At 71.9% G+C, this 25,201-nt stretch carries 20 protein-coding genes; 9 read left to right on the top strand and 11 right to left on the bottom strand.

What is annotated here, in order from left to right:
• Nucleotides 1-56: 56 nt before the first annotated feature.
• A complete protein-coding gene (locus I5071_RS02110; protein ID WP_236520192.1) occupies nucleotides 57-3,098 on the top strand; it encodes a POTRA domain-containing protein in 3,042 nt (1,013 codons plus the stop codon).
• Here I5071_RS02110 and I5071_RS02105 read toward each other — a convergent pair.
• Nucleotides 3,095-3,580 (bottom strand): hypothetical protein, encoded by a 486-nt coding sequence (locus tag I5071_RS02105; RefSeq protein WP_236520191.1) that lies wholly within the window; start codon nucleotides 3,578-3,580, stop codon nucleotides 3,095-3,097. The genes I5071_RS02110 and I5071_RS02105 overlap by 4 nt on opposite strands.
• Before the next feature lie 95 nt (nucleotides 3,581-3,675).
• Nucleotides 3,676-5,463 carry an AMP-dependent synthetase/ligase gene (locus I5071_RS02100; RefSeq protein WP_236520190.1) on the bottom strand — a complete coding sequence of 596 codons (1,788 nt, stop codon included), beginning with the start codon at nucleotides 5,461-5,463 and terminating at the stop codon, nucleotides 3,676-3,678.
• A 202-nt stretch (nucleotides 5,464-5,665) separates the two neighbouring features.
• Between I5071_RS02100 and I5071_RS02095 the strand changes: the two genes are divergently transcribed.
• The 3 genes from I5071_RS02095 (at nucleotide 5,666) to I5071_RS02085 (ending at nucleotide 11,778) form a co-directional block, all read left to right on the top strand.
• Nucleotides 5,666-8,239 (top strand): DUF1592 domain-containing protein, encoded by a 2,574-nt coding sequence (locus I5071_RS02095; RefSeq protein WP_236520189.1) that lies wholly within the window; start codon nucleotides 5,666-5,668, stop codon nucleotides 8,237-8,239.
• 13 nt (nucleotides 8,240-8,252) lie between these two features.
• Nucleotides 8,253-9,626, top strand: coding sequence for a DUF1552 domain-containing protein (locus tag I5071_RS02090; protein WP_236520188.1), 1,374 nt, complete (start codon nucleotides 8,253-8,255; stop codon nucleotides 9,624-9,626).
• A 124-nt stretch (nucleotides 9,627-9,750) separates the two neighbouring features.
• Nucleotides 9,751-11,778 (top strand): LamG-like jellyroll fold domain-containing protein, encoded by a 2,028-nt coding sequence (locus I5071_RS02085; RefSeq protein ID WP_236520187.1) that lies wholly within the window; start codon nucleotides 9,751-9,753, stop codon nucleotides 11,776-11,778.
• Here I5071_RS02085 and I5071_RS02080 read toward each other — a convergent pair.
• Both I5071_RS02080 and I5071_RS02075 read right to left on the bottom strand, forming a co-directional pair.
• Nucleotides 11,762-12,715, bottom strand: a complete 954-nt coding sequence (locus I5071_RS02080) for a HupE/UreJ family protein (RefSeq protein WP_236520186.1) — start codon at nucleotides 12,713-12,715, stop codon at nucleotides 11,762-11,764. The genes I5071_RS02085 and I5071_RS02080 overlap by 17 nt on opposite strands.
• The gene (locus I5071_RS02075; RefSeq protein ID WP_236520185.1) at nucleotides 12,712-13,524 is read right to left on the bottom strand and encodes a peptidyl-prolyl cis-trans isomerase; all 813 of its coding nucleotides are present in this window, start codon (nucleotides 13,522-13,524) and stop codon (nucleotides 12,712-12,714) included. Before I5071_RS02075 ends, I5071_RS02080 begins: the two co-directional genes overlap by 4 nt.
• Nucleotides 13,525-13,616: 92 nt before the next feature.
• Between I5071_RS02075 and I5071_RS02070 the strand changes: the two genes are divergently transcribed.
• From I5071_RS02070 to I5071_RS02060, 3 genes are read left to right on the top strand one after another with little or no spacing between them, the layout of a single operon-like run.
• Nucleotides 13,617-13,823, top strand: a complete 207-nt coding sequence (locus I5071_RS02070) for a hypothetical protein (RefSeq protein WP_236520184.1) — start codon at nucleotides 13,617-13,619, stop codon at nucleotides 13,821-13,823.
• Nucleotides 13,824-13,853: 30 nt separating this feature from the next.
• Nucleotides 13,854-14,168: a DUF1844 domain-containing protein gene (locus I5071_RS02065; protein ID WP_236520183.1), complete on the top strand. Its 315-nt coding sequence runs from the start codon at nucleotides 13,854-13,856 to the stop codon at nucleotides 14,166-14,168.
• Nucleotides 14,169-14,207: 39 nt separating this feature from the next.
• A complete protein-coding gene (locus I5071_RS02060) occupies nucleotides 14,208-16,841 on the top strand; it encodes an ATP-dependent Clp protease ATP-binding subunit (protein WP_236520182.1) in 2,634 nt (877 codons plus the stop codon).
• A gap of 6 nt (nucleotides 16,842-16,847) precedes the next feature.
• On the opposite strand, the gene I5071_RS02055 is transcribed toward I5071_RS02060, so the two are convergent.
• The 5 genes from I5071_RS02055 to I5071_RS02035 are packed head-to-tail and all read right to left on the bottom strand — an operon-like array spanning nucleotide 16,848 to nucleotide 22,104.
• Nucleotides 16,848-17,912: a hypothetical protein gene (locus I5071_RS02055; RefSeq protein ID WP_236520181.1), complete on the bottom strand. Its 1,065-nt coding sequence runs from the start codon at nucleotides 17,910-17,912 to the stop codon at nucleotides 16,848-16,850.
• Nucleotides 17,909-18,985 carry a FecR domain-containing protein gene (locus tag I5071_RS02050; RefSeq protein WP_236520180.1) on the bottom strand — a complete coding sequence of 359 codons (1,077 nt, stop codon included), beginning with the start codon at nucleotides 18,983-18,985 and terminating at the stop codon, nucleotides 17,909-17,911. The genes I5071_RS02055 and I5071_RS02050 overlap by 4 nt, the downstream gene beginning before the upstream one ends.
• On the bottom strand, nucleotides 18,982-19,620 hold the full coding sequence (locus I5071_RS02045; protein WP_236520179.1) for an RNA polymerase sigma factor: 639 nt from the start codon (nucleotides 19,618-19,620) through the stop codon (nucleotides 18,982-18,984). The genes I5071_RS02050 and I5071_RS02045 overlap by 4 nt, the downstream gene beginning before the upstream one ends.
• A 38-nt stretch (nucleotides 19,621-19,658) precedes the next feature.
• Nucleotides 19,659-21,248 (bottom strand): hypothetical protein, encoded by a 1,590-nt coding sequence (locus tag I5071_RS02040; protein WP_236520178.1) that lies wholly within the window; start codon nucleotides 21,246-21,248, stop codon nucleotides 19,659-19,661.
• A 46-nt stretch (nucleotides 21,249-21,294) separates the two neighbouring features.
• Nucleotides 21,295-22,104, bottom strand: a complete 810-nt coding sequence (locus I5071_RS02035) for a metallophosphoesterase family protein (RefSeq protein ID WP_236520177.1) — start codon at nucleotides 22,102-22,104, stop codon at nucleotides 21,295-21,297.
• 92 nt (nucleotides 22,105-22,196) lie between these two features.
• On the opposite strand from I5071_RS02035, the gene I5071_RS02030 reads away from it, so the two are divergent.
• Nucleotides 22,197-22,889: a zinc metallopeptidase gene (locus I5071_RS02030; protein ID WP_236520176.1), complete on the top strand. Its 693-nt coding sequence runs from the start codon at nucleotides 22,197-22,199 to the stop codon at nucleotides 22,887-22,889.
• A gap of 139 nt (nucleotides 22,890-23,028) precedes the next feature.
• Here I5071_RS02030 and I5071_RS02025 read toward each other — a convergent pair whose 3' ends face one another.
• Both I5071_RS02025 and I5071_RS02020 read right to left on the bottom strand, forming a co-directional pair.
• A complete protein-coding gene (locus I5071_RS02025; protein WP_236520175.1) occupies nucleotides 23,029-23,580 on the bottom strand; it encodes a DUF420 domain-containing protein in 552 nt (183 codons plus the stop codon).
• Between the two features lie 43 nt (nucleotides 23,581-23,623).
• Nucleotides 23,624-24,499, bottom strand: coding sequence for a serine/threonine-protein kinase (locus I5071_RS02020; RefSeq protein ID WP_236520174.1), 876 nt, complete (start codon nucleotides 24,497-24,499; stop codon nucleotides 23,624-23,626).
• Nucleotides 24,500-24,579: 80 nt separating this feature from the next.
• Between I5071_RS02020 and lepB the strand changes: the two genes are divergently transcribed.
• Nucleotides 24,580-25,194 carry a signal peptidase I gene (gene lepB / locus I5071_RS02015; RefSeq protein WP_236520173.1) on the top strand — a complete coding sequence of 205 codons (615 nt, stop codon included), beginning with the start codon at nucleotides 24,580-24,582 and terminating at the stop codon, nucleotides 25,192-25,194.
• Nucleotides 25,195-25,201 lie beyond the last annotated feature (7 nt).

Raw genomic sequence — 25,201 nt, 5'->3', positions numbered from 1 at the left:
GGGGAGGGGTCTTCCAAGACCCCTCCGAGAACTGAGCGCGGTACGACGTCGTGGTGGTGATCGTTCGTTCGGCGCTCCTCGCGTGGCTGCTGCTGGTCGCGGTGCTCGTCGCACCGGCGCGCGCCGACGTGCCTTCGGAGCTCGCGGGGCGGCCGATCGCGGAGCTCACGATCGAAGGCGGCGCGACCGAGAGCGAGCTCGCGGACGCGGGCCTCGTGCGCGGGGAGCGGCTCGATCGACGGCGCGTGCGCGACGCGATCGCGCACCTGCTCGCGTCGGGGCGCTGGGCCGACGTGCAGATCGACGCGGCGATCACCGACGGGGGCGTGGCGCTCTCGGTGCGGCTCACGCCGCGCATCGTGATCACGCGCATCGAGCTGCGCGGGAACTCGGCGATCGACGACGACGAGCTGCGCGCGTCGCTGCGGGTGCGCGAGGGCGGCGAGCTCGAGCCGGGCGAGCTGCCCGCGATGGCGGAAGCGGCGCAGGAGCTCTACGCGTCGCGTGGCTTCGTGCGCGCCGACGTGAGCCTTCGCCTGCGCGACACCGACGATCCCGCGCGCAAGGTGCTGCTCGCCGAGGTCGTCGAGAACGAGCCGATGCGCGTGCGCGGCGTGGTGTGGGACGGCGCGGAGGACGCGCCGGAGACCGAGCACGCGTGGGACGAGCTCGGGCTGCACGACGGAGACGTGCTCGATCGACGTCGTCTCGACGAAGGCGTGCGCCGCGTCGAGACGCGCCTGCGCGAGCACGGCTGGCTCGAGGCGCGGCTCGGCGAGCCCGCGCTGCAGCCCGCCGAGCGCGGCGTCGTGATCCACGTGCCGCTGGAGCTCGGTCGTCACTACCGCGTCGAGCTGCACGGCCACGCGCCGGTCGACGAGGACACCGTCAACGAGGTGCTGCACCTCGCCGACGAGCCCCTCGGACCGCCGGTGATCAGCGCGGTGCGCGAGCGCATCGTGGAGGTCTACCGTCGGCACGGCTTCCACCGCGCGAGCGTCGAGATCCGGCGCACCCGCGATCCCCAGCGCATCGATCAGCGCCGCGCCGCGCTGCTCTCGATCGAGGTCACGCCGGGCACGCAGCTGCAGGTGATCGGCGTCTCGTTCCCCGGCGCGTCGCACTTCGAGACGGACTTCCTGCGCGATCAGATCGACAGCTACCTCGAGGAGGATCTGCCCTCGCCCGAGCTCTTCTGGCCGGTCGACTCCGAGGTCGTCGATCGCATCGGGCTCAGCGGTCAGCGCACCCGCGCGCGACGCCAGGTGCCCGCCGACGTCGAGGTCGTGCCGGCGCGCATCTGGTTCGAGCCGACCTACGCCGAGGCGGCGTCGCACATCCAGGAGCTCTATCAGGCCGCGGGCTTCCTCGCGGCGCGCGTGGGCACGCCCGAGCTGCGCGAGCTCGAGGACGATCGCGCGGTCGTCGTGGTGCCGGTGTTCGAAGGACCACGCACGCTCGTCTACGACGTGCGGGTGCACGGCAACGAGATCGCGGGGACGCGCGAGCTGCTCGATGCCGCGCAGATCGCCCGCGGCGATGCGTTCGGATACCTGCCGCTCGAGCAGGCGAGACGCCGTGTGCGCGACCTCTATGCGGAGCGCGGTCACCTCTTCGCGCGCGTCGATCCCCAGGTGCGCTTCTCGCCCGACGGAGAGCGCGCCGAGATCGTGTTCGAGATCGTCGAGCGCTTCCCGGTGCACGTCGGCGAGATCCGCATCGAGGGCGCGACGTCCACCGATCTCGGCCTCGTCCGCGACGTGGTCGCGCTGCGCAGCGGCGATCTCTATCGTCCTTCGCAGGCGCGCGAGAGCGAGGAGCGGCTGCGCACGCTCGGCGTGTTCGCGAGCGTGAACGTCGCGCCCGCGGATCCCGATCTCGCAGAGCGCGTGAAGCCAGTGATCGTCACGGTGAGCGAGCGCGATCCCCAGGTCGTCGGGCTCAGCGCGGGGTTCGCCACCGGCGAGGGCGCGCGCGGCACCTTCGAGTACCAGTACCGCAACCTGCTCGGCCTCGCGCTCACGCTCACGCTGCGCATCCAGCTCGCGTACCAGCTCTTCTTCCAGGACCAAGAGCTCGAGGAGTCGATCACGCAGCTCAGCGCGCTCAACCGCCTCGAGCGCCGCATCACGGTCGGCATCGGCGTGCCGTGGATCCCGGGGCTGCCCAACGTGCGCGGCGCGCTCGACCTCGCACACATCCGCGACAACGAGCGCGACTTCGGATACGACAAGAACGGCATCACGCTCTCGTTCACGTGGGTCCCCGAGCGCGTCTTCGCGCTCACGCTCTCCGGCGAGATCGAGCACAACGGGATCCAGCTCTTCGATCAGCGCTCGCTGCAGGAGCTGCTCGAGGACGCGATCGAGCGCGGCGACGTGCGCGCGCAGCGCCTGCTGCGCGTCCCCCAGGGCAACACCGCGATCGGCAGCACGCGCCTCACGGGCTCGCTCGATCTGCGCGACAACCCGTTCACGCCGACGCGCGGCATCTTCGCGGCGGGCGGCATGGAGCTCGTGCACAGCATCGCGAGCGAGCAGCTTCCGCCGCAGGAAGGCCTGCCGCCGCAGCCGCCGTTCTTCTCGAACTTCCTGAAGCTCACGCTCGGGCTCTCGGGCTACGTGCCGATCACCGAGGGCTGGGTGCTCGCGCTGCAGGCGCGCGGCGGCATCGTCGCGCACCTCGAGACCGGCTCGCAGACGTACCCGAACCGCGCGTTCTACATGGGCGGCGTCGACACGCTGCGCGGCTTCCTGCAGGACCAGGTGATCCCCGAGGACCAGGCGCGCCTCGTGCGCGAGAGCGGGATCGATCCGGTCGACATCACGCGCACCGGCGACCTCTTCTATCTGTTCCGCTCGGAGCTGCGCTTCCCGATCGTCGACGCGCTCCAGGGCGGCGTGTTCCTCGACGTCGGCAACGTGTGGGCAGTGGTGTCGAACGTCGACGAGCTCGCGGTGCGATGGAGCGCGGGGCTCGGCCTGCGCATCGCGACGCCGGTCGGCCCGATCGCGCTCGACTACGGGTTCAACCTCGATCGACGCGAAGATCTCGGCGAGCCCTTCGGCTCGCTGCACTTCTCGATCGGCCTCTTCTAGAAGTCGATCGTGACCGAGAGGCCGGCGTCGGCGCCGGCGACGCCGGAGAGCCGCACGTCGCCGGCCTGCGGTGCTTCGTCCGGATGGTGGTGCGCAGCGCCGCCGATGAACGTGAAGAGGCCGACGATCTCGGCCACCAGCAGGATCGGCCCTGCGACGATCGAGGCGATGCCACCGCCCATCAAGTGCGCGAACGGGATCGCCGAGAGCGGCGCCTGGCTGCACGTCGCGCCCCAGTGGTCGGGCGGGAGCGAGCCCGCATCGCTCGGCTCGACGCAGCCCGCGAGCTCGATCGGCATCAGCACCGCGACACCGACGGTCACGCCGAGGAGGAACACCGTGCCTCCGGCGATCATCAGGCCCTCGTCGGGATGCGTGCTCGGCGATGGGAGCGCGAGCACCTCGCTCGTCTGCGCGGACGCGACGGGAGCCACGAGCAGCACCGCGATCGCCGTCACCCACGAGAGGCATCGAAGCGTCATGGCGCGCGACGGAGCAGCTCGCGTTCCATCGCGTGTTTCGCGCGATTTCCGAGGATCGCGATGCGACCGACGATCTCGATCCGTGCCAGGTCGTGCTACGGCGCGACGACCGGCTCGGGGGTCGTGAGCGGCTCGCGATAGAGCTGATCGAGCCCGCGCGCGAAGCGCACCTCGGCGTTGCGCCGCTTCAGCTTCAGCGTCGGCGTGAGGAGGTCGTTGTCGGTCGTGAAGTCCTCGCCGACGACGAGCACCTTCTTCGGCACCTCGAACCCTGCGAAGCCCGCGCTGCGTGCGTCGACCTCGCGGAGCATCAGCTCGCGCACCCGCGGATCGCTCGTGAGATCGCCGAGCGCGACGCCACGCTCCTGCGCCCACCGGCGCACCGCGTCGACGTCGGGCGCGACCACCGCGACGACGTACGGACGGTTCGAGCCGTGGATCAGCACGTTCGCCACGTAGGGCGAGAGCTTGATCTTCTCCTCGAGCGGCGCGGGCATCACGTACTTGCCGTTCTCGAGCTTGAACTGCTCCTTGATGCGGCCGGTGATGAACAGGTAGCCGTCCTCGTCGAAACGCCCGAGATCGCCGGTGCGCAGGCCGCCATCGGCGGTGAGCACGCTCGCGGTCTCCTCGGGACGACGGTGATAGCCGCGCATGACGTTCGGTCCGTACACGACCACCTCGCCCTGCCCCGGCACGTCGCCCTTCGACTCGTCGATCACCACGCGCACGCCGGGCAGCGGCTTTCCCACGCTGCCGATCTTCCGGTGCGCCGGCGTGTTCACCGTCACCGCGGGGCTGGTCTCGGTCAGGCCGTAGCCCTCGTAGACGGGCAGCCCGATCGCATCGACGAACTCCGCGACCTCCGGGCTCAGCGCCGCGCTCGCGCTGATCACGCAGCGGAGCCGACCTCCGAAGCGCTCGCGGATCTTCGCGAAGATCAGCTTGTCGTCGATCGCGAGCTCCGCGCGCTCGAGGAGGCTCAAGCGCTCGCCGTGCGTGCGTCGCTTCGCGCTGCGCACGCCGTCGTCGAAGAGCCGGCGGATCGGCGCGGGCCGACGCCGGATCTGCTCGTTCACCGACTCGTAGATGCGGTTGAAGATCCGCGGCACCGCGACGAGCAGCGTCGGGCGCACCTCGCTCAGGTTCTCGAGCAGGCGCGGCAGCGCGTCGTTCAGCGCGAGCGACGCGCCGATGCTCACCGCGAGGTGCAGCTCGGCGACCTGTCCGAACGAGTGCGCCCAAGGCAGGAACGAGAGCGTGCGATCGGTCGGCTCGAGCGGGAACACACGGCTCATCGCGACGACGTTCGACGCGAGGTTGCCGTGGCTCAGGATCACGCCCTTGGGCTTGCCGGTGGTGCCCGACGTGTAGATCAGACCGGCCGTGACGCTCGGGTCGGGCGAGCGCGCGGGCACCGGCGACGCCACTCCCTCGCGTGCGAGCGTGGCGAAGGACCGCGGATCGTCCTCGGGCAGATCGATCCCGATCACGTACTGCAGCGCCGGCAGCTCGGGCTGCATCGCGAGCAGCCGATCGAAGATCTCGCGCGTGGACGCGATCACCAGCTTCGCTTCGCAGTCGCCGAGGATGTGCTTCCACTCGTCGACACGCTGCGCCTCGTACATCGGGACGAACGTCGCCTCGAGGCCGTACGTCGCGTAGCAGGCGACGGCCCATTCGACGCGATTCCCCGAGATGATCGCGACCACGTCGCCCTTCCCGATGCCGAGCGACGCGAGCCCGCCGCGCACCGAGTCGATCTCCGATCCGAGCTCGCCGTAGGTCGTCCAGATCCACGTCGACGCGCCCTTCGTGCCGAGCACCGGGCGATCGGCGAAGCGCTCGCAGCTCCTCTGGTAGCACTCGACGAGGTTGCGCATGTCGGCCTGCATGGAGGCTCGTGCAGCAAGCTCGATGCGCGAGCAGGTCGAGGTCGCTGGAGCCCGAAATGCTCCGCGGAGCGGGTCGGCTGACCCCAGCGCGATGCACCTACACGCGTGTTTTCCGGGGCGCGCGACATGGCACGTCCACTGCTCTCGCACGCGGAGCGGCGCGCGCTCTGCGCATCGCGGAGGGTCGAGGATGGCCGTTCGTTCGAGCCAGCACGCGGGACGCCGCAACGTCGCGCCACCACGGCGCGCCCGTACGATCGCATCCTGGACGCTCGCGCTGGGCTGCGCGCTCGCGGGGTGCGAGGGCAACCTCTTCGACGGCCCGAGCGGACCGCGCGGCACCTCGCGACCCGACACGCCGAATCCAACCGTGCTCACGCCCGCGCCCGCGATGCTGCATCGCCTGACGCGCGCCGAGTACGAGCAGACGATCCGCGATCTCTTCCCGGCGGGCACCACCGTCCCGGGCGATCTCCCGAACGACACGCTGCTGCACGGCTTCAGCACCGTCGGCGCGTCGGAGCTCACGATCCCGCCGCTCGAGGTCGAGCAGTACGAGTCCTCGGCGAACGCGCTCGCGACGCAGATGCTCGCCGATCCCGCACGCCGCACCGCGTTCTTCGGGTGCGACGTCGCGAGCGAGGGCGAGCCCTGCCTGCGCGCGTTCATCGTGCGCTTCGGTCGTCTCGCGTGGCGCCGCGCGCTCGAGCCGGGCGAGGTCGAGGCACTGGTCTCGATCGCGACCGACACCGGCGCGATGCTGCGCGACGCGTGGCGCGGCGCCGGGTTCGCGCTCTCCGCGATCCTGCAGTCGCCGCACTTCCTCTTCCGCGTCGAGCGCGGTGAGCCCGATCCGAGCGAGCGCACGCGGCTCCGCTACACCGGCTTCGAGATGGCGAGCCGCCTCTCGTACTTCCTGTGGGGGAGCACGCCCGACGAAGAGCTGCTGCGCGCGGCCGCGGCGGGCGAGCTCGTGACCGAAGACGGCCTGCGCGCGCAGGTGACGCGCATGACCCGCGACCCTCGGGCGCGCGCTGCGATGACGCGCTTCTGGGGCGAGTTCATGCAGCTCGAGCGGCTCGACACGGTGAGCAAGGATCCCGAGCTCTTCCCGATGTTCACGCCGTCCCTGCGCGCGTCGATGCGCGCGGAGATCGACGCGATCTTCGCCGATGTCTACGAGCGCGACGCCGACGTGCGCGAGGTGTTCTCGACCGACGTCACGTTCGTCGACGCCGAGCTCGCCGCGCACTACGGCCTGCCCGCGCCGCCCGACGGAGCGCGCATGCGCACCACGCTTCCCGCCGAGCAGCACCGCGGCGGCGTGATGGGACGCGCCGGCGTGCTCTCGATGTGGGCCCACGCGACGCTCACTTCGCCCACGTTCCGCGGCAAATTCGTGCGCGCGAACCTGCTCTGTCAGGACATCCCGCCGCCGCCGCCCGGCATCTCGACCGAGCTGCCCGAAGGAAGCGGCGAGCCCGAGACCCTGCGCCAGCGCCTCGATCGCCACCGCACCGATCCCGTCTGCGCGGGCTGCCACACGCTGATGGATCCGCTCGGCTTCACGCTCGAGCACTTCGATCCCGTCGGTCGCTTCCGCGACCTCGACAACGGGCTCCCGATCGACGCGAGCGGCGACGTCGACGGTGTCGCGGTCGACGGCGCGGACGAGCTCGGGGCGCACCTCGCGGGGAGCGATCGTGTCGGCGCGTGCTTCACGCGTCGCTTCTATCGCTGGGCGTCGGGCCACCTCGAGACGCGCGGCGAGCAGGTCGAGATCGAGCGCCTCGCGCGCGAGTTCGCGAGCGCCGGGCATCGCATGAGCGCGCTGATCGAGCTCGTCGTGCTCTCGCCCGGGTTCCGCTACGCGAGCTACGCGCCGGGCGACTGCGAGGACGGAGAGACGCGCGACTGCACCAACGCGTGCGGCGCCGGAACGCAGGCGTGCGAGCGCGGCGCATGGACCGCGTGCAGTGCGCCGAGCGGCACCACCGAGACCTGCAACGCGGTCGACGACGACTGCGACGGCACCACCGACGAGGGCGTCGCGCGCGCGTGCACCACCGAGTGCGGCGCGGGCGTCGAGACCTGCGTCGCGGGCTCGTTCACCGCGTGCAGCGCGCGCACCCCGACCACCGAGACCTGCAGCCACGCCGACGACGACTGCGATGGACGCGTCGACGAGGGCTTCGCGCCGCAGTCGGTCGCGAGCACGTACACCGCGCTGCGCGAGCACCATCCGGTCTGCGACGGCGCGACGCGCAGCGGGCTCGAGTGCAACGAGGCGATCCACGGCCTCTGCGGATCGGCCGCGGGCACCTGCGGATCGAGCGGCTTCGGACCGGTCGAGAACAGCGGCGACGTCGCGCACGTCGCGTGCGTGAGCGCGACGCTGCGGACCACGACGTTCGCCGAGCTCGCGTCGCACCACGCGGGGTGTGATGGCGCGACCGAGCGCCTCGGCATGCAGTGCAACGCCGCGATCCACCGCTACTGCGCGGCCGCGGGGCTCACGACCGGCTACGGCCCAGTGCGCGTCTCGGGCGACGGCGTCACGGTCGCGTGCACGCCGGGCGCCGAGACGATCGGCACGACGTACACCGCGCTCTCGGCGATCCATGCGGCGTGCACCGCGACCTCGCGCATCGGGCGCGACTGCAACGCCGCGATCCATCGCTTCTGCAGATCGCGCGGCGCGGTCAGCGGATACGGGCCGCTCGAGAACGGCGGCGACGAGCTCCAGGTCGCGTGCGTGCGGTGAAGGAGAGATGGCGATGAAGAAGACCACGTCTCTCAAGCGCCGCACGTTCCTGCGCGGCCTGCTGACGACCGGCGCGGCGGTGAGCATCGGCGTGCCGATCCTCGACGCGATGCTCGACGAGAACGGCGTCGCCTTCGCGGGCGGTGAGCCGTTGCCCGTACGTTTCGGGGTCTGGTTCTGGGGCAACGGCGTGCGGCCCGAGCGCTGGACGCCGAGCGGGACCGTGGACTGGACGCCGAGCGAGGAGCTCGCGCCGCTCGCGACCGCCGGCGTGAAGCCCTGGGTCAGCGTGGTGACGGGCTGCGAGATCAAGACCGCGACGCACCCGCACCACTCGGGCATGGCCGGCATCATGACCGGCGCGCACTTCCACCAGAACGGCACGACGCGCGACACGATCGTCTCGACGTTCGCGTATCCCTCGGTCGATCAGGTCGCGGCCGCGCACTTCGAGGGCATGGCGCCGTTCCGCTCGCTCGAGTTCGGCATCACGCGCTTCCGCGGCACCGACGAGGGCACGAGCTTCCAGCACCTCTCGCACAACGGGCCGAACAACCCGAACCCGAGCGAGTACTCGCCCTCGCGCATGTTCGCGCGTCTCTTCGGCGCGCCGGTGGACGCACAGCTCGACCTCGCGCGGCAGAGCGTGCTCGACGCGGTGGGCCAGCAGATCCGCGCGCTGCAGCCGCGGGTGTCGCGCGCCGATCAGGTGCGCCTCGAGCAGCACTTCGACAGCGTGCGCGCGCTCGAGATGCGCCTCGCCGCGGGCGCCGCGACGTGCACGCCGCCCGAGAACCCCGGCGACTTCCCCGACGTCGGCGGGCGCGAGCCGATCGCGGATCAGAACCGCGCGATGAGCGATCTCTGCGCGCTCGCGCTCGCGTGCGATCTCACCCGCTCGTTCTCGATGTTCTTCAGCACCGCGGGCTCGGGCGTGATCATGTGGCCCGTCGGCGCGAGCAACGGCCTGCACCAGATCAACCACGACGAAGGGCCGCCGCACAACACGGTGCACGCCGCGACCGTGTTCACGATGGAGCAGCTCGGCTACTTCCTCGCGCGGCTGCGCGACACGCCCGACGCCGCGGGCGGCAACGTCCTCGACAACTCCTCGATCCTCGCGACGAGCGAGCTCAGCGAGGGCTGGACCCACAGCAACCGCGAGTTCCCGATCCTCGTGTGCGGCCGCGGTGGCGGTGCGCTGCGGGGGAACGTGCACCACCGCGTCGATCGCGAGAACACGAGCATCGCGGTGCTCACCGCGCTGCGCGGCGCGGGGATCCCGGTCGAGTCGTTCGGCGTCGACGAGAGCTACGCGTACAACGGCTCGAACGTGTTCAGCCCGGGCCGCGCGACGACGACGTTCGGCGAGCTGCTCGCGGGCTGACCAGATCCTGATCGCGCTGCGCGTCCCCGCGCGCTCCGATCGCTCTCTCGACACCGCAGAACGGCCATTTCCGGCGCGTTTTGCGAGGGATTGCGTGGCGCATCGCTTGCTCGACGCAGCGCCCGTGCGTGCTCGCTTCCTCTGCATCCTCACCGCGCTCGCGCTCGGCGCGTGCGCCGGTGGCAACGAGAACCCTCGCGGCACCGACGGCGCGATCCCAGGACGCGACGCCGCCGCGAGCGACGGCGGCACGCCGGGCCAGGACGAAGACGGCGGCGCGCCGGGCTGCGAGGCCGCGCCCCCATCGCGCGCGCTCGCGTTCGACGGCACCGACGACGGCGCGTCGATGGGCGCAGCCCGCCCGCTCGGCCTCGCGCGCTTCACCGTCGAGGCGTGGGTGCGGCGCGACGGTCCGGGCGTCGCGACCGGCACCGGCGTCGGCGGCCTCTCGATCGTCCCGATCGCAGGCAAGGGACGCGGCGAGGACGACGGCAGCAACGTCGACTGCAACTACGCGTTCGGCTTCGTCGGAGACGTGCTCGGCGCGGACTTCGAGGACATGGCGACCGGCGCGAACCATCCGGTGGTCGGCCGCACCCGCGTCGCATCCGGCGAGTGGCACCACGTCGCGGTGACCTACGACGGAACCACGTGGCGCCTCTACCTCGACGGCGCGCTCGACGGCTCGGCGCGCGCCAACGCGACGCCGCGCGCCGACAGCATCCAGCACTTCGGCATCGGCACCGCGCTCGACTCGATGGGCCGCGCCGCGGGCCGCCTCCACGGCGCGGTGAGCGAGCTGCGGGTGTGGGATCGCGCGCGCACCGCCGACGAGATCGCCGGCGCGCGCTTCGAGCGCGTCGCGTCGGGCGAGGGCCTGCTCGCGCGCTGGGCGCTCGACGGCGACGGCACCGACACGATCGGCGATCTCGACGCGACGATCACCGGCGCGACGTTCGTCGAGACCGGCCCGGTGCTCGATCGCGGCCTGCCTCCGACGATCACCGGCACGATCCCGAGCGACGCGCTCGAGGTCACCGGAGACAGCGTCGAGCTCAGCGTCGGCGCCACCGATTTCGAGGGCGAGGAGCTCGACGTCACGTTCCACCTGCGCGCGCTCGGCGAGGACGACGGGTTCACCATCGTGGTGCTGCCCGACACGCAGTACTACACGGTCGACGATCGCAACCTCGAGCAGTTCTTCTACGACCAGACGCAGTGGATCGTCGACAACCACGACGCCTACGACATCCGCGCGGTGATCCACAACGGCGACCTCGTGAACAACGGCGACTCGCAGGTCTTCCAGTGGCGCGTCGCCGACCGCGCGATGACGACGCTCGAGGCCGCGCTGCCCGGGATGCCCGACGGAATGCCCTATGGCGTCGCAGTTGGGAACCACGACCTCAGCGTCGTGAGCCAGGTCGGCCCGGCCACCCGCTACAACGAGTTCTTCGGCGTCGATCGCTTCGAAGGGCGCGCCTACTACGGCGGCCACTACGGCAGCACGAACGACGAGCACTGGTTCACGTTCTCCGCGGGCGGGATGGACTTCGTCGTCGTCGACATGAAGTACGACCCCGCGCCCGACGCCGCGGTGCTCGCGTGGGCGCGCCGCATCCTCGAGACGCACCCCGATCACTTCGGCATCGTCAACGCGCACTACATCGTCAACTCCGACGGGACGTTCGGCGCGCAGGGACAGGCGATCTACAACGCGCTGCGCAGCGTGCAGAACCTGCACCTGATGACGTGCGGGCACATCAGCGCGGAGAGCCGTCGCAACGACACGTTCGAGGGGCACCGCATCGACTCGATGCTCGCGGACTACCAGTCGCGCGAGAACGGCGGCAACGGGTTCATGCGCATCTGGGAGTTCTCGCCCGCCGAGGGCGAGCTCACGGTGCGCACGTACTCGCCGACCCACGATCGCTGGGAGACCGACGCGAACAGCGAGTTCACCCTGCGCGTCCCGCTGCGCGGCGCGGGCGGTGCGTTCGAGGAGGTCGCGCGCGCCGAGCGCGGCGCATCACCGGCGACCGCGACGATCGACGGCCTCGAGCCCGGCCGCGTGTACGAGTGGTACGCGACGATCCGCGACTGCGATCACACCGTGCGCACGCCGGTCTCGCGCTTCACGACCACGCCCTGAGCACGATCGCGAGGGTGCGGTCGACGAGCCACATCGCTCCGACCGCGCCCAGCGCGTAGCAAGCGAGCGGGCGCGCCTGCGCGACGACTCGCTGCTCCCGCACGACCCTGCGCCCGATTGCGACCACGACGAAGGCGAGCGCGACCAGCGCGAGCTGCCCGAGCTCCACGCCGACGTTGAAGCCGGCGAGCGCGCGCACCAGGCCGTGCTCGGGCAGTCCCACCTCGCGCAGCGCGCCCGCGAACCCGAGCCCGTGCACGAGCCCGAAGAGCAGCGCGACGAGCCAGGGCCATCGCCGCGAGAGCGTCGCGCGATCGTGCATCGCCTCGCGCGCGACGAGCACCACGCTCGCGGCGATCGTCGCCTCCACCGGCGCCGAGGGAAGCCGCACCAGGTCGAGCGCGGCGAGCGCGAGCGTGATCGAGTGCGCGATCGTGAACGCGGTGATCGTGATCACGATCCGCCGGTCGAAGCCGACGAGCAGCACGAGCCCGAGCACGAACGCGACGTGGTCGAGCCCGAACGCGATGTGCTCGATGCCGATCGCGATCCATCGCGTCCACGAGCCGTCACCCGCGACGAGCCGCACCCGCGGCGCGGCGCCGGTCGCGATCGCCTCGAGGTGCTCGCCCTGCCGCGTCTCGAGCGTGACCACCACGCGCGTGCGGCGATCCAGCGGGCCCTCGATCGCGATCTCGCCGCCCTCGATCGCGCCGGGCTCGCACGTGAGCTGCCCGCCGCGCGCCTCGCACCCCGCGGGATAGACCACGCGCAGCGTGCCCTCCGGCGTCCGCGCATCGACCGGCGCGGTCCACGCGACCGCATAGGAGCCCGGCGCACGCTCGACGAGCGCGAGCACGCCGGGGCGCGAGTCGTGCGCCTCGGCGCGCGACGCGATCGCGACCACCACGATCGCCGCGACGAGCCACGCCCTCATCGCACCACCACGTCCCAGCGCTCGCGCAGCCGCGAGAGCTCGCGCGCCCGCGCCTCGATCGTCCGCTGCTCGCGCAGATCGTGGAGCACGTCCTCGCGCACCGCGTCGAAGTCCGCGTCGCTCGCGGCGCTCCGCCCGTCGACGCGCACCACGTGCCATCCGAAGCGCGAGGGCACGAGCGCCCACGCGCCCTGCTCGAGCGGCTCGAGCCCGCGCGCGAACTCCGCGCCGAAGCTCTCCTCGAGCTGCACGATCCGCCTCCGGCGATAACGGCGCCCGCCCGAGAACGTGTCTCCGAGCCCGCTCGGCGACGCGCCGGCCGTGACCTGCGCGAGCAGCGCCTCGGCGCGCGCTCGCGCGTCCTCGTGCTCGTTCGAGACGAACACGTGCGTGAAGTCGATCAGCGCCTCCTGCGCCCACGCATCACGGTGCGCGTCGAAGTGCGCGCGCAGCTCGTCCTCGCTCGGCTCGATCGCGAGCGCCTGCGCGTCGAGCACGTACCCCATGTTCGACGCCAAGCGCGCGCGCACCTGCGGATCGTCCCGCTCGAGCCCGCGCTCGAGCGCCTCGCGATAGAGGATCTCGTCGTCGATCCATCGCGCCACGAGCGCATCGAGCTCGGCCTGCGAAGGAGGCGCGCCGTGCGCGTGCTGCCATCCGTCCGCGAGCTCGGCGCGCACCGCGTCGTCGACCACGATCGAGCGCTCGAGCGTCTCGTCCGCATCGCCTCCCGCGAGCGCCCGATCGAGCGCGAGCAGGAGCGCCCCGAGCACCACGAAGTGCACCACCGGCTCGCGCACCCACGACATCGCCGCGAGAGTGCCACGTTCCGCGGATCGCCCGGTGTTTGACACGCGCGGCACGGTCCCTAGACTCGGCGGCCCGAGAGGAAAAAGCCCCGATGGCGTACAAGGACTTCCTGATCGACAAGCGCATCCTCCAGCGGAACATCGACAAGGGGCTCGTCGACGCGAAGCAGTACGACAAGCTGCTCACGTCGCTGCCCGACCGCGCCGAGAACGCCGCCACCGCGGCGCTCGAGGACGACCTCACCGACATCGACGAGGGTGAGGACGAGGACGAGGACGACGAGGACGAAGAGGGCTGAGGAGCGCGCGAGCGCGAGGCCGGGGGAACCATGTCGAACGACGACGATCGCGACCTCGACGAGACCGGCCTCGCCCCGCTCCCGGGCGCCGAGGCCACGGCGCCGATCGACTTCACGACGTTCATCCTGTCGATGAGCACGTCGTGCATGATCCAGCTGGGCGAGATCACGGATCCCGAGGGTCGCACCGCGATCGATCTCGAGTCCGCGCGCCACACCATCGAGATCCTGCAGATGCTCGACCGCAAGACCGAGGGAAACCTCAGCGGCGAGGAGGATCGGATGCTCGCCCACGTGATCGCGGATCTCCGCGAGCGCTACCTGGCGAAGCACCGCGGCCGCTGAGGAACAGAGCGGCGAGGGCCGTTGTATGCTCTCGCCCTCATGTCGACGCTCACCCTTCGCCTCGAGGCCTACGACCGTGATGCGCGCGCCGTCATCGCCGCCGCGCAAGGCCTCGCCGACGAGCGCAAGAACCCCGAGGTGGAGCCGCTCCACCTGCTCTATCGGCTGATCGAGCGCAGCGAGCCCGTGCAGCAGGCCATCCGTCGCGCCGGGGTGGACCCGGTCGACGTGCTGGTCGAGGGCGAGGCACAGCTCCGCAAGCTCACGAAGGTCGAGGGCGCGGTCGCGTACCTCTCGCCGCGCATGCTCGAGCTGCTCGGTCGCGCCGAGGGCGAAGCGGCGCGCGGCGGGGGCGTCCCGGTCGACGTGATGCACCTGCTGATCGCATGCTCGCAGGACACCACGGCGGCGGTGAGCGGCGTGCTCAAGGCGTGCGGCCTCTCGGGCCCGGTGCTGCGCGCGACCGCGTCGGGCGAGAAGCTGCAGCCCGCGACGCCGAGCAACGGCCAGAGCGGCGCGTCGCGCCCCGGATCGAGCGGCGGCAAGGGCGACCCGCTCGAGCAGTACGGGCGCGACCTCACGAAGCTCGCGCGCGACGGCAAGTTCGATCCCGTCATCGGTCGCGACGGAGAGCTGCGGCGCATCCTGCAGGTGCTCGCGCGGCGCCACGAGAACAACCCGCTGCTCGTCGGCGAGCCCGGCATCGGCAAGAGCGCGATCGTCAACGCGCTCGCGATGCGCATCGTGCGCGGCGACGTCCCTGCGACGCTGCAGGGCAAGCGCCTCGTCGCGCTCGAGACCGGCGCGCTGCTCGCGGGCGCGAAGCTCCGGGGCGAGGCCGAGGAGCGCATGAAGGCGCTGCTCGCGGCGATCCGTGATCGCGCGGGCGAGATCATCCTGTTCATCCCGGATCTCGGCGCGCTCGCCGGAGATCGCGCGCCGAGCGGCGCGGGCCAGCTGCTCTCGACCGCGCTCGGCCGCGGTGAGCTCAAGGTGATCGGGCTCGCGACCACCGACGGCATGCGCAAGGCGTTCGAGGCCGACCCCACGCTCTCGCGCCGCTTCGTCGCCATCGCGATCGATCCGCCGACCGCCGACGAGACCATCGCGATCCTTCGCGGCGTGGTGCCGCGCTACGAGCAGGCGCACGGCGTGCGCATCGCCGATCCCGCGCTGCTCACCGCGGTGCGCCTCGCGCGCCGCTACGTGCCCGGCGCGCAGCTCCCGAAGGCCGCGATCGATCTGATCGACGAAGCGGCAGCGCGGGTGCGCGTCGAGATCGACGGCGTGCCCGCGGACCTCGACGCGCTCGAACGTCGGCTCGAGGCGCTCGAGATGCAGGCGCACTCGCTCGAGGACGACACCGACGACGAGAGCAAGCGCCACAAGGCGCGCATCGACGCCGAGATCGCGCAGCTGCGCCCCAAGGCGAGCGATGCGCGCGCACGCTGGGCCGCCGCGCTCGCGCGCACCAAGGAAGTGCGCGGGATCGAGCAGGAGCTCGAGGCCACGCGCAAGCAGTACGAGGACGCGAAGAGCTCGGGCGATCACGCGAAGGCGGGCGAGCTGCGCTTCGGCACGCTCCCGCTGCTCGAGAAGAAGCTCGAGGACGCACGCGCCCGCGCCGGTGCGATCGCGGGCGGTGCGGAGAACGAGCCGCGGGTGCGCGATCAGGTCGTCGAGGCCGACGTCGCCGACGTGGTCGCGGCGTGGACCGGCGTGCCGGTGTCGCGGATGCTCGAGGCCGAGACCGTCAAGCTGCTCAGCATGGAGGACAAGCTCCGCGAGCGCGTGGTCGGTCAGGATCCCGCGGTCGCGGCAGTGGCGAAGGCGGTGCGGCGTGGTCGCGTCGGTCTGCGCGATCCCAAGCGCCCGATCGGCAGCTTCCTGTTCCTCGGCCCCACCGGCGTCGGCAAGACCGAGCTCGCGAAGGCGCTCGCCGAGTTCCTCTTCGACGACGAGCTCTCGCTCACGCGTCTCGACATGAGCGAGTTCATGGAGAAGCACATGGTGGCGCGCCTGCTCGGCTCGCCGCCCGGCTACGTCGACAGCGAAGAGGGCGGCTTCCTCACCGAGGCGGTGCGCAAGCGGCCCTACTCCGTGATCCTCTTCGACGAGATGGAGAAGGCGCACCCCGACGTCTTCAACATCCTCCTGCAGGTGCTCGACGACGGTCGCCTCACCGACTCGCGCGGTCGCCTCGCGTACTTCGCGGACACGGTGATCATCATGACGAGCAACGTCGGCTCGCAGGCGATCCTCGATCACGGCGAGGGCGTCACCCGCGAGGCGATCCGCGAGACGCTCGACGGACAGCTGCGCAAGCACTTCCGCCCCGAGTTCCTGAACCGCATCGACGACGTCGTGATCTTCGATCCGCTCGGCAAGCACGAGCTGCGCGGCATCGTCGAGATCCAGCTCCGCGGGCTGCAGAAGCTCGTCCAGGATCGCCGGCTCACGCTGAACGTGACCGACGCCGCGAAGGATCGCCTGACCGAGCTCGGCCACGAGCCCGCGTTCGGCGCGCGCCCGCTCAAGCGCGTGATCCTGAAGAACCTGCAGGACCCGCTCGCCGAGGAGATCCTCCGCGGCGGCTACCAGCCCGGCGACACGATCGAGATCGACGCGAAGGACGGCGCGTTCGTGTTCCACCGCCTCCCCGCGAGCACCTGATCGAGGTCAGATCACGATCCCGAGCACGACGCGCATCGGGAACGCCCAGTCGGTCCAGCCGAGCGCGCGCTCCCGCGCGAAGAGGATCTGCACCCCGCGGCCGACGAACGTCGCGCCGCCCTCGACGCGCAGGAAGAAGCGCTCGACGATCGTCCAGCGCGCCTGGAGGAGCAGCGACGCCTCGAACGTCGGATCGAGGGCCTCGCGCTCGATCACGTCGTCCTCGGTCGCGCTGCCGCTGCTCAGCGCGACGGCCGGCATCAGCTCGAGCCGCGCCCCGAGGTCGACCGCGCCGAGCACCACCGCGGCGTCGGCGACGAGCGCAGCGCCCGCGAGCGAGAGGCGCAGCGTGCCCAGCGACACGTCGCGCGTCGCGTGACGCAGCGAGAGCGCGAGGCCGAGGTGCGCACGGAGCGCATCGGTCGCGATCACGAGCGAGCCCTCGACGTGCCCACCGGCGAGCGCATCCGGGCCGCGCGCTCCGATCGCGAGCGCACCGCCGATCGCGAGCTCGAGCCCTTCGATGCGCAGCGGGTCGCGCGGGGGCGACGGCGTGCCCGGAACGTCGAGCGATCGCGCGCCGCGATCGATCGCGCCCTCGGGCTCGAGCACGAGCGGATCGGCGATCACCTCGCCCTCCGCGATCAGCTCGTCGGGCTCGGGCAGCACGACCTCGGGCTCGGCCTCGAGCTCGCGATGCAGATCGACGAGCGCGATCGCGAGCGTCCGCGCGCGATTCCATCCGCTCACGTCTAGCAAGTCGATGACCCGCGTTCGTGGCGCGCCGTGCGCATGGTGCGCTTCGAGCGCGATCGACGACACATCGGGCACGCCCTCGCCGCACGCGGTGCGCACCACCAGCCGCGCGCCCGAGCCCGCTTCGCTCGCCCGCACCACGTCGAGCTCGACCCCGAGCGCGCGAAGCTCGACCCGCACCAACGGCGCGAGCTGCTCGAAGCTCGCCCACTCGACCTCGCACGCCGGCACCTCGAGCCCGACCGCGCGTGGCTGTGCATGCACGGTCGAGCTCACCGCGATCACGACGCCCCACACGATCGCGGCGCACCTCAAGGCGTCGACTCGACCTCGAGCGCCTGGATCCGCCGATCCACGTCGGCGCGCAGCGCCGCAGGCACGCCGAGCTCGCGCGCTCGCTCCAGCGCACGCCTCGCGTCCTCGGGACGCCCGAGCGCGTCCATGAAGAGTCGCCCGAGCGTCACCGCGGCCAAGCTCGCCGACTCGTCGCGCGGATGCTCGGCGAGCAGGCGCTCGAGCGGCGCGACGGCCTCGGCGGGATGCCCCGAGAGCCGCGCGACGTCGGCCAGCAAGAGCAGCTGCTCGGGGGACGCGCGCTCGGCCTCGCGCACGATCCCGCGGCCTCGCAGCGCCTCGTACGCCTCGTCGTGGCGCCCTCGCGTCGCGAGGTCGCGCCACTCGCTCGGGCGCGCGATCGGCGCCCGCGGCGCAGGGGCCTCCTCCGCCACGATGGGCTCGACGCTCGTCACGACCAGAGGCTCGCGCGGCGTCGCGACCTCGCGCTCGACCACCACGTCCTCGCCCGCGCGCAGCGTCACCACCAGCCCCGGCACCCGAGGCCCCGACACCCGCACCACGCCGCGCTCCACCGACACGCTCGTGCGCCCTTCGGTGTGCTCGACCTCGAACACCGTCCCGACGACCTCGACCTGCACGTCGCCCGCGACGACCCGCCACGCCCGACCCAGACCCGGCGTCACCGAGAAGCGCGCGCGCCCTCGCTCGAGCTCGGTCTCGAAGCGCGCCCCGTCGTTGTGCAGCGGCACCAGCCGCGCGCTCGACCACAACGTGATCGCGCTCGCCTCCGCGAAGCGCAGCGTCTCGGGCGCCGCACCCTCCGACACCTCGCGCGCGACCGGCGCGCCGCCCCCCGCGAGCAAGAGCCCGCCACGCTCGATCACCACGGGCTCGTCGCGACGCGCGAGCACCGCGAGCGCCACCACCGCGGCCACCGCGATCACTCCGACGACCGCCCCCGCCGTGCGCCGGGACGGCACCGCTGCACGTCGTCGCGCGCCGCGCCAGGTGCGCTGCACCCGCGCCTCGTCGACGCTCAGGTCGAGCGTGTCCGCGATGCGCTCGGGAAGGCTCGGCAGCGAGCGCTTCATCGGGCCCTCCCGTTCACGTGCAGGTCGATGCGCGACTGCGCCGCCTCGATGCGTCGCTTCACCGTCGCGAGCGAGCACCCGATCCACGACGCGATGTCCTCGAGCTGCTCGCCGTGCACGTGACGGAGCATCCACGCGATGCGCTCGTCCGCGGGCACCCGCCGCAGCGCCTCGTCGAGCAGCCTCAGCTCGGTGAGCACCTCCGGGCTCGACGCGCTCGACGCCTCGATCGCGAGCGTCGCGTCGTCGACCGATCCGTCGAGCCCGAGGAAGCGCAGCAGCCTCCGCTTGCGCAGCGCCTTGCGCGCGCGGTTCATCGCGATCCGGTACAGCCACCCGCGGAACGCCTCGGGCTCGCGCAGCCGCGGCAGGTCGCGGAGCACGTCGGCGAAGGTGTCCTGCAGCACGTCGTCGGCGTCGGCGACGTTGCCGACGATGTGCGTGACCGTGCCCGCCAGCGGCGTCATGTAGCGCCGGAAGAGCACCTCCTGCGCCCAGCGATCGCCCTCCCGCGCGCGCACCACCAGCACGCCGTCGGGGTGACCGCCGTCGCGCAGCGCGCGACGTTTCGCGACCGACCCGACGTCGTCGGTGGCTGCGATCCGTCGCGCGCGAGAGGAGCTCGGCTCGGGCATGGGCTCGACCAGATGGGCTTCGGAGTCGGCGAAACGGCTCACTCGACGAGCGAGAAGCGCTGGACGAACACCCGCGAGCGAGGCGAGCTGGAGTCGCCGATCGCACCCGCGCCGAAGTCGAGGCTGCCGACCGTGCTGCCGACCACGAGCCATTCGTGGCCGTCGGGGGTCGTGCCCGTCGAGGAAGCCGTCGTCGATCCCGGGCCACCGGTGCTCGCCCGGCTGCACTGATGCGCGCCCGTCTCGCCGAAGGTCGCCGCGAAGAGCTGCCCCTGGCCCGCCAGTGGCGCGACACCCCCGCTGACATCGAACGCCGGGCCGCCGAAGCGACCGGCGACGTGGAGCTGACCCTCTTCATCGGCCGCGATGCCGGCGAGCGCGTCGCTGCCTTCGCAGGCGAAGAGGTCGCTCCACCGCGTCTCGCCCGTCGCGGGGTCGAGGCCCGCGATCGCGATGTCCCAGTCGGAGCCGCTGGTGAACCCGATCATCGGTCCTCCACCGAGATCCACGGCACCGAGCACGCGCCCCGCGATGACGAGCGCGCCCCCGCGCTCCTGGAGAGCGGCGATGCTGAAGTGCGAAGGGTGCGGGTGGGTCGGGTGCGGAAGCGTCTGGTAGCCGCGGGCCCACCGCACTGCGAGGTCGGGCGAGAGCCGCACGACCAAGCCGTCCGGTCTCGAGCCCGTCGACGCCGCGGGCCGGGAGATCGACACGGTGCCGAACGTGTCTTCGACCGAGGTCCCGGCGATCAGCACATCGCCGCCGGTCGCGACGATCGCGCGCGTGATGGTCGCGCCCGAGAAGCCGACTGCGCGCCGGCACGTGGGCGCGCGCGCGCCCGTCGTGGGATCGGTCACGAGCGCGGCGACGTCGAGACGCGCGACCTGGAGGTCACCGGTCGTCGCGCCACAAGCGGGATGAGCGCCTCCGGCCGCCACGATCTCGGTCCCCCCCGCAGCAGCCAGTGCGCCGTCGTACACGTGTGCGAACACCGGCGTCCCGTCGGACGCGCGCAGCGCGGCGACGAACCCGGTGCTCGAACGCGATGGTGACGAGACGATGGGAGGAAGGTCGCCCGACGTGCCCGGCACGTGCAGATCGAGCTCGCCGTCGAACTGGCCCGACACGATCACCAGATCGCCGGCGAGGAACGCCCCAACGACCGTCTGGTCGCTGTCGTTCGCATCGCCGAAGACGCGCGCCCAACGCACCGCCCCGCCAGGCGTGAGCGACACGACGAAGCCGTCGCGCCGGTTCGGCCCGGTCGGATCGAGCGTCGTCGTGGTGCGCACCGTCATCGGATCGCTGAACCCGCCGCCGACGTACAGGTTGCCGGCGCCGTCGATCGCCACCGCGTGCCCCTCCACGCCCTGCCCCGAGCTCGCGATCTCGAGGATCGCCTCCGGCGTCACGCACTCGCGCGGGTCGCTCGGACCACCGGCGTCGCTCTCCGGTGTGCCCGAGTCGCTCGGCGCGCGGCCCGAGTCGCTGCGGCCCGAGTCCGAGGATCCCGCGTCGTGGCCGCCCATCGATCCGTCGATCGGGTCGAGCGGGGTGCGGCTGATCGCGCACCCCGCGAGAGCGAGCGAGCATAGAAGCGAAGCCCAGGAACAAGCTCTTTCGTTCATGCCGCAAGAGGTCCGCCGCGGCGCGCGAACGGCTCACGAATTCGTCTCACACGATGCGCCGCAGGTACGTGGCCGCGCCGAGCTTCGCGTCCCAGTCGCGCGGATAACCGAGGCTCACCTCCTCGAAGCGCACGCCGTCGCGATGATCGGTCGCGCGCACGTGCAGGTGCCCGCTCACGACCACCTCCGCGCGATACCGGACGTGCCAGTCCTCGGTGGCGCGCGTGCCGCACCACGGCACGTAACGAGGCACACGCGGGATGCGCACCAGATCGCGCCGCAGCGGCCAGTGGTTGATCAGCACGAGGCGATGGGCGCGCGACGCGTCCTCGAGCCGCGGCACGGTGCGCGCGATGCGCGCGCGGCACCACGCGTCGATCGAAGGATGTGGATCCGCGTGCAAGAGCGCCTCGTCGGTCGCGACGATGCCGTCCTCCGCTGCCCACTTGCGCGCCGCGTCCGCGCCCTCGATGCCATCCGGCGCGAACGAGTAGTCGTAGAGCACGAAGAGCGGCGCGATGCGCAGCGATCGATCGCCGGGCCACTCGACGTACTCGTCCTCCGGCGTGAGCACTCCGCGCGCACGGCACGCCGCGACCATCGCGTCGTAGCGCGCCTCTCCGCGCTCGGGCTCCCCGCTGCGCGGCACCGTCCAGAGCTCGTGGTTCCCGGGCACCCAGACGAGCTGCGCGAACTTCGGTCGCAGCACGTCGAGCGCGTGCTCGAGATTCGCGATCGACTCGCTCACGTCGCCGGCCAGCACGAGCCAGTCGTCGGGCTGCGGCGGAAGCGCGACGAGCGCTTCGCGGTTGGCCCGATGCTCCACGTGCACGTCGCCGATGGCCAGCAATCTCAACGACGACTCTCCGTCCGTGCAGGGGCGAGCTTCTTGCTCGAGCAATTCGCGGTGGTTACTCGTGCCTGAGCTTCCACCGGAGGCCACCCGAGATGATCCTCGACCCGCTCTACTTCGTCCTGCTCGCCCCCGCCATGCTGCTCTCGGCATGGGCCGCGTTCGCGACGCGCTCGCGCTTCCAGCGCTGGTCGCAGGTCCCGAACCGGCGCCACGTGAGCGGCGCGCAGGCCGCCCGGTACATCCTCGATCGCAACGGCCTGCACGACGTCCAGGTGCATCCCGCGCGCGGGATGCTCAGCGACCACTACGACCCGATCCACCGCGTCGTCCGGCTCTCGGAGGACACCTACTACGGGAGCTCGATCTCGTCGCTCGCGGTCGCGGCGCACGAGGTCGGCCACGCCATCCAGCACCAGCAGCGCTACCTGCCGATGCAGCTGCGCAACCTCGCGGTGCCGGTCGCCAACCTCGGCTCCAACCTCGGTTGGTTCCTGATCATGATCGGCTTCGTGCTCTCGTTCGCGCAGATGATCTGGGCCGGCGTGATCCTCTTCACGGCGACGGTCGCGTTCCAGGTCGTGACGCTGCCCGTCGAGCTCGACGCGTCGCGCCGCGCGAAGCTCGAGCTCGATCGCCTGGCGATCGTCTCGCCGAGCGAGAAGCACGGCGTCTCGAAGGTCCTCACCGCGGCAGCGATGACCTACGTCGGCGCCGCGATCACCGGCATCCTGACCCTGCTCTACTTCCTGCTGCGCCTCGGCGCGTTCTCGCCGCGCGAGGAGTGAGCCCTCGCCGGAGTGCTCGTCCCGCAGGTCCCGGACGGGAGCGCGCGAAGCGCGCGGACGGTAGGGACCGGCGGGCGAGCCGATGGTTCGACGATGACGGTGTCGCAGCGATCGCGTGGCAGCACGCCACGCGATCGCCTCACCCGATCGCGAGCCGCAGCATCAGGAACACCGCGACCCCGGTCACCGACACGTAGAGCCAGATCGGCAGGGTCCAGCGCGCGAGCTTGCGATGCGTCGCGAAGCGATTGCGCAGCGCGAACCAGAACGTCGCGAGGATCATCGGGAACACGACGATCGAGAGCACGACGTGCGAGGCGAGCACGCCGAGATAGAGCCCGCGCAGCGGCGCGCCCTCGGGATAACGCGTGTCGCCGTGCACCCAGTGATAGACGAGATAGCCGACCAGGAAGACCGCCGACGCGCCGAACGCCGAGAGCATCAGCGCGCGGTGCAGGTCGCGCTTGCCGCGCTTGATCGCGATCCATCCCGCGGCGAGACAGCTCGCGGCGATGCCGTTCATCGTCGCGTTCACCGCGGGCATGAACGCGAGCGCGCCGGTGTCGCCCGCAGGCTCGCGCAGCACGAGGATCCATCCCAGCAGCGCGACCGCCGCCAGCGAGATCGCGGCATTCGCCAGGTAGAACGCGCGGTCCGAGCCCTCGCGCGCGGGAGAAACGGCGCTCGACATCGCGCGCAGGACTAGTGCCAACGCGCGCGCTGGTCCAGCCGCCTCAGCGCACCAGCGCGAGCAACGCCTCGCGCATCGCGTGGGCGTCCTGCCATCGCGCGTCGCGGTCCTTCGCGAGGGCCCGCGCGAAGAACGCGTCGACGCGCGCGCCGAGCGCGGGCACCAGCGCGCTCGGAGGCTCCGGGTCGTGGCGCACGATCGTCGCGACCATGCGCGCGCCGCGCAGCCCGAAGGGCGCACGCCCGGTGAGCGCCCGGTACGCCACCACCGCGAGCGCCCAGAGATCGGCGCGCGCGTCGGGATCCATGCCCGGCGTGAGCTGCTCGGGCGCGAGGTACGCGAGCGTGCCCACCAGCGCCTGCGGCGCAGTCAGCCGCGGCCCGGTGTCGCGCAGATCGCGCCCCACGCCGAAGTCGAGCAGCTTCCCGCGCTCCTCGCCTCGCTCGTCGCGCACCACCACCAGGTTCGCGGGCTTCAGATCGCGATGGAGGATCTGCGCGCCGTGCGCGACCGCGAGCCCCGCGAGCACGTCGTCGAGCAGGCGCACCGTGCGCTCGACCCCGAGCGGTGCCTCGCGCTGCAGGAGCGCCTCGAGCGTCTCGCCCTCCAGCAGCTCGAGCGCGATCCAGATCTGCCCGGTCTCGAGCCACCCCGTCTCGAAGACGCGCACGATCGACGGATGATCGAGGCGCGCGACGAGCTCGGCCTCGCGCTCGAGGCGGGTCGCGGAGATCGCCCCGCGCACCAGCGCCGCGCGCAGCACCTTCAGCGCGACGCCCCCGCCGTCGGGGATCGACCGCGCGCGGTACACGATCGACGTCGTCCCGTGCCCGATCACCGACTCGACCACGTAACGCTCGTCGATGCGGTCACCGGGGACGAGCTCGGCGTTGGGATCGTGGAGCGCACGCGACGTCACGCGACCATCATGCAAGGCTCGAGGAATGGCGCCAGCGGCGCGACGGTTCGCCGCGGCCGGGGGTGGGAGGAAGCAGGACGATGGCGCACGAGGGCAACGACGGCTGGCGCGGCCATGCGAAGACGATCCTCCTCGCGATCGTGCTCGCGTTCGGCGTCCGCATCGGCATCGCACAGGCGTACGAGGTGGACGGCCCTTCGATGGAGCCGACCATGTTCCAGTCGGAGCGCCTCTTCGTGGCGCGCTGTGCGTACGGCCTCTCGCTGCCGTTCGTCGACGAGACGCTGGTGCGCTGGGGCTCGCCGCGCGTCGGTGACGTGGTGATCGTGCAGAGCCCCAGCGACGGGCTCGATCTCGTCAAGCGCGTGATCGGCGTGGCGGGCGACGTGATCGAGGTCCGCGACGGCGTCATCCACCGCAACGGCGTCGCCATCGCGCAGCGCGAGGTCGGGGGGTGCGATCCGGCGCGCCAGCTCGATCCCGATCCCGGCTGTCGCGTCTACGAGGAGACCCTCGAGGAGCGGCGCTGGCACATCAGCCGATCGATGTTCGACCTCGACGATCTCCCGGCGGTCGACGTGCCCGAGGGTCACGTGTTCGTCGTCGGCGATCATCGCGATCGCAGCAACGACAGCCGCTTCTTCGGCCCGATCCCCGCCTCCCGCCTCCGCGGACGCGTCCTCTTCGTCGACTGAGGGAGTG

It is taken from the genome of Sandaracinus amylolyticus (assembly GCF_021631985.1).
GTDB classification, from domain to species: Bacteria; Myxococcota_A; Polyangia; order Polyangiales; family Sandaracinaceae; genus Sandaracinus; species Sandaracinus amylolyticus_A.
This window is presented reverse-complemented; position numbering and strand designations above follow the sequence as displayed.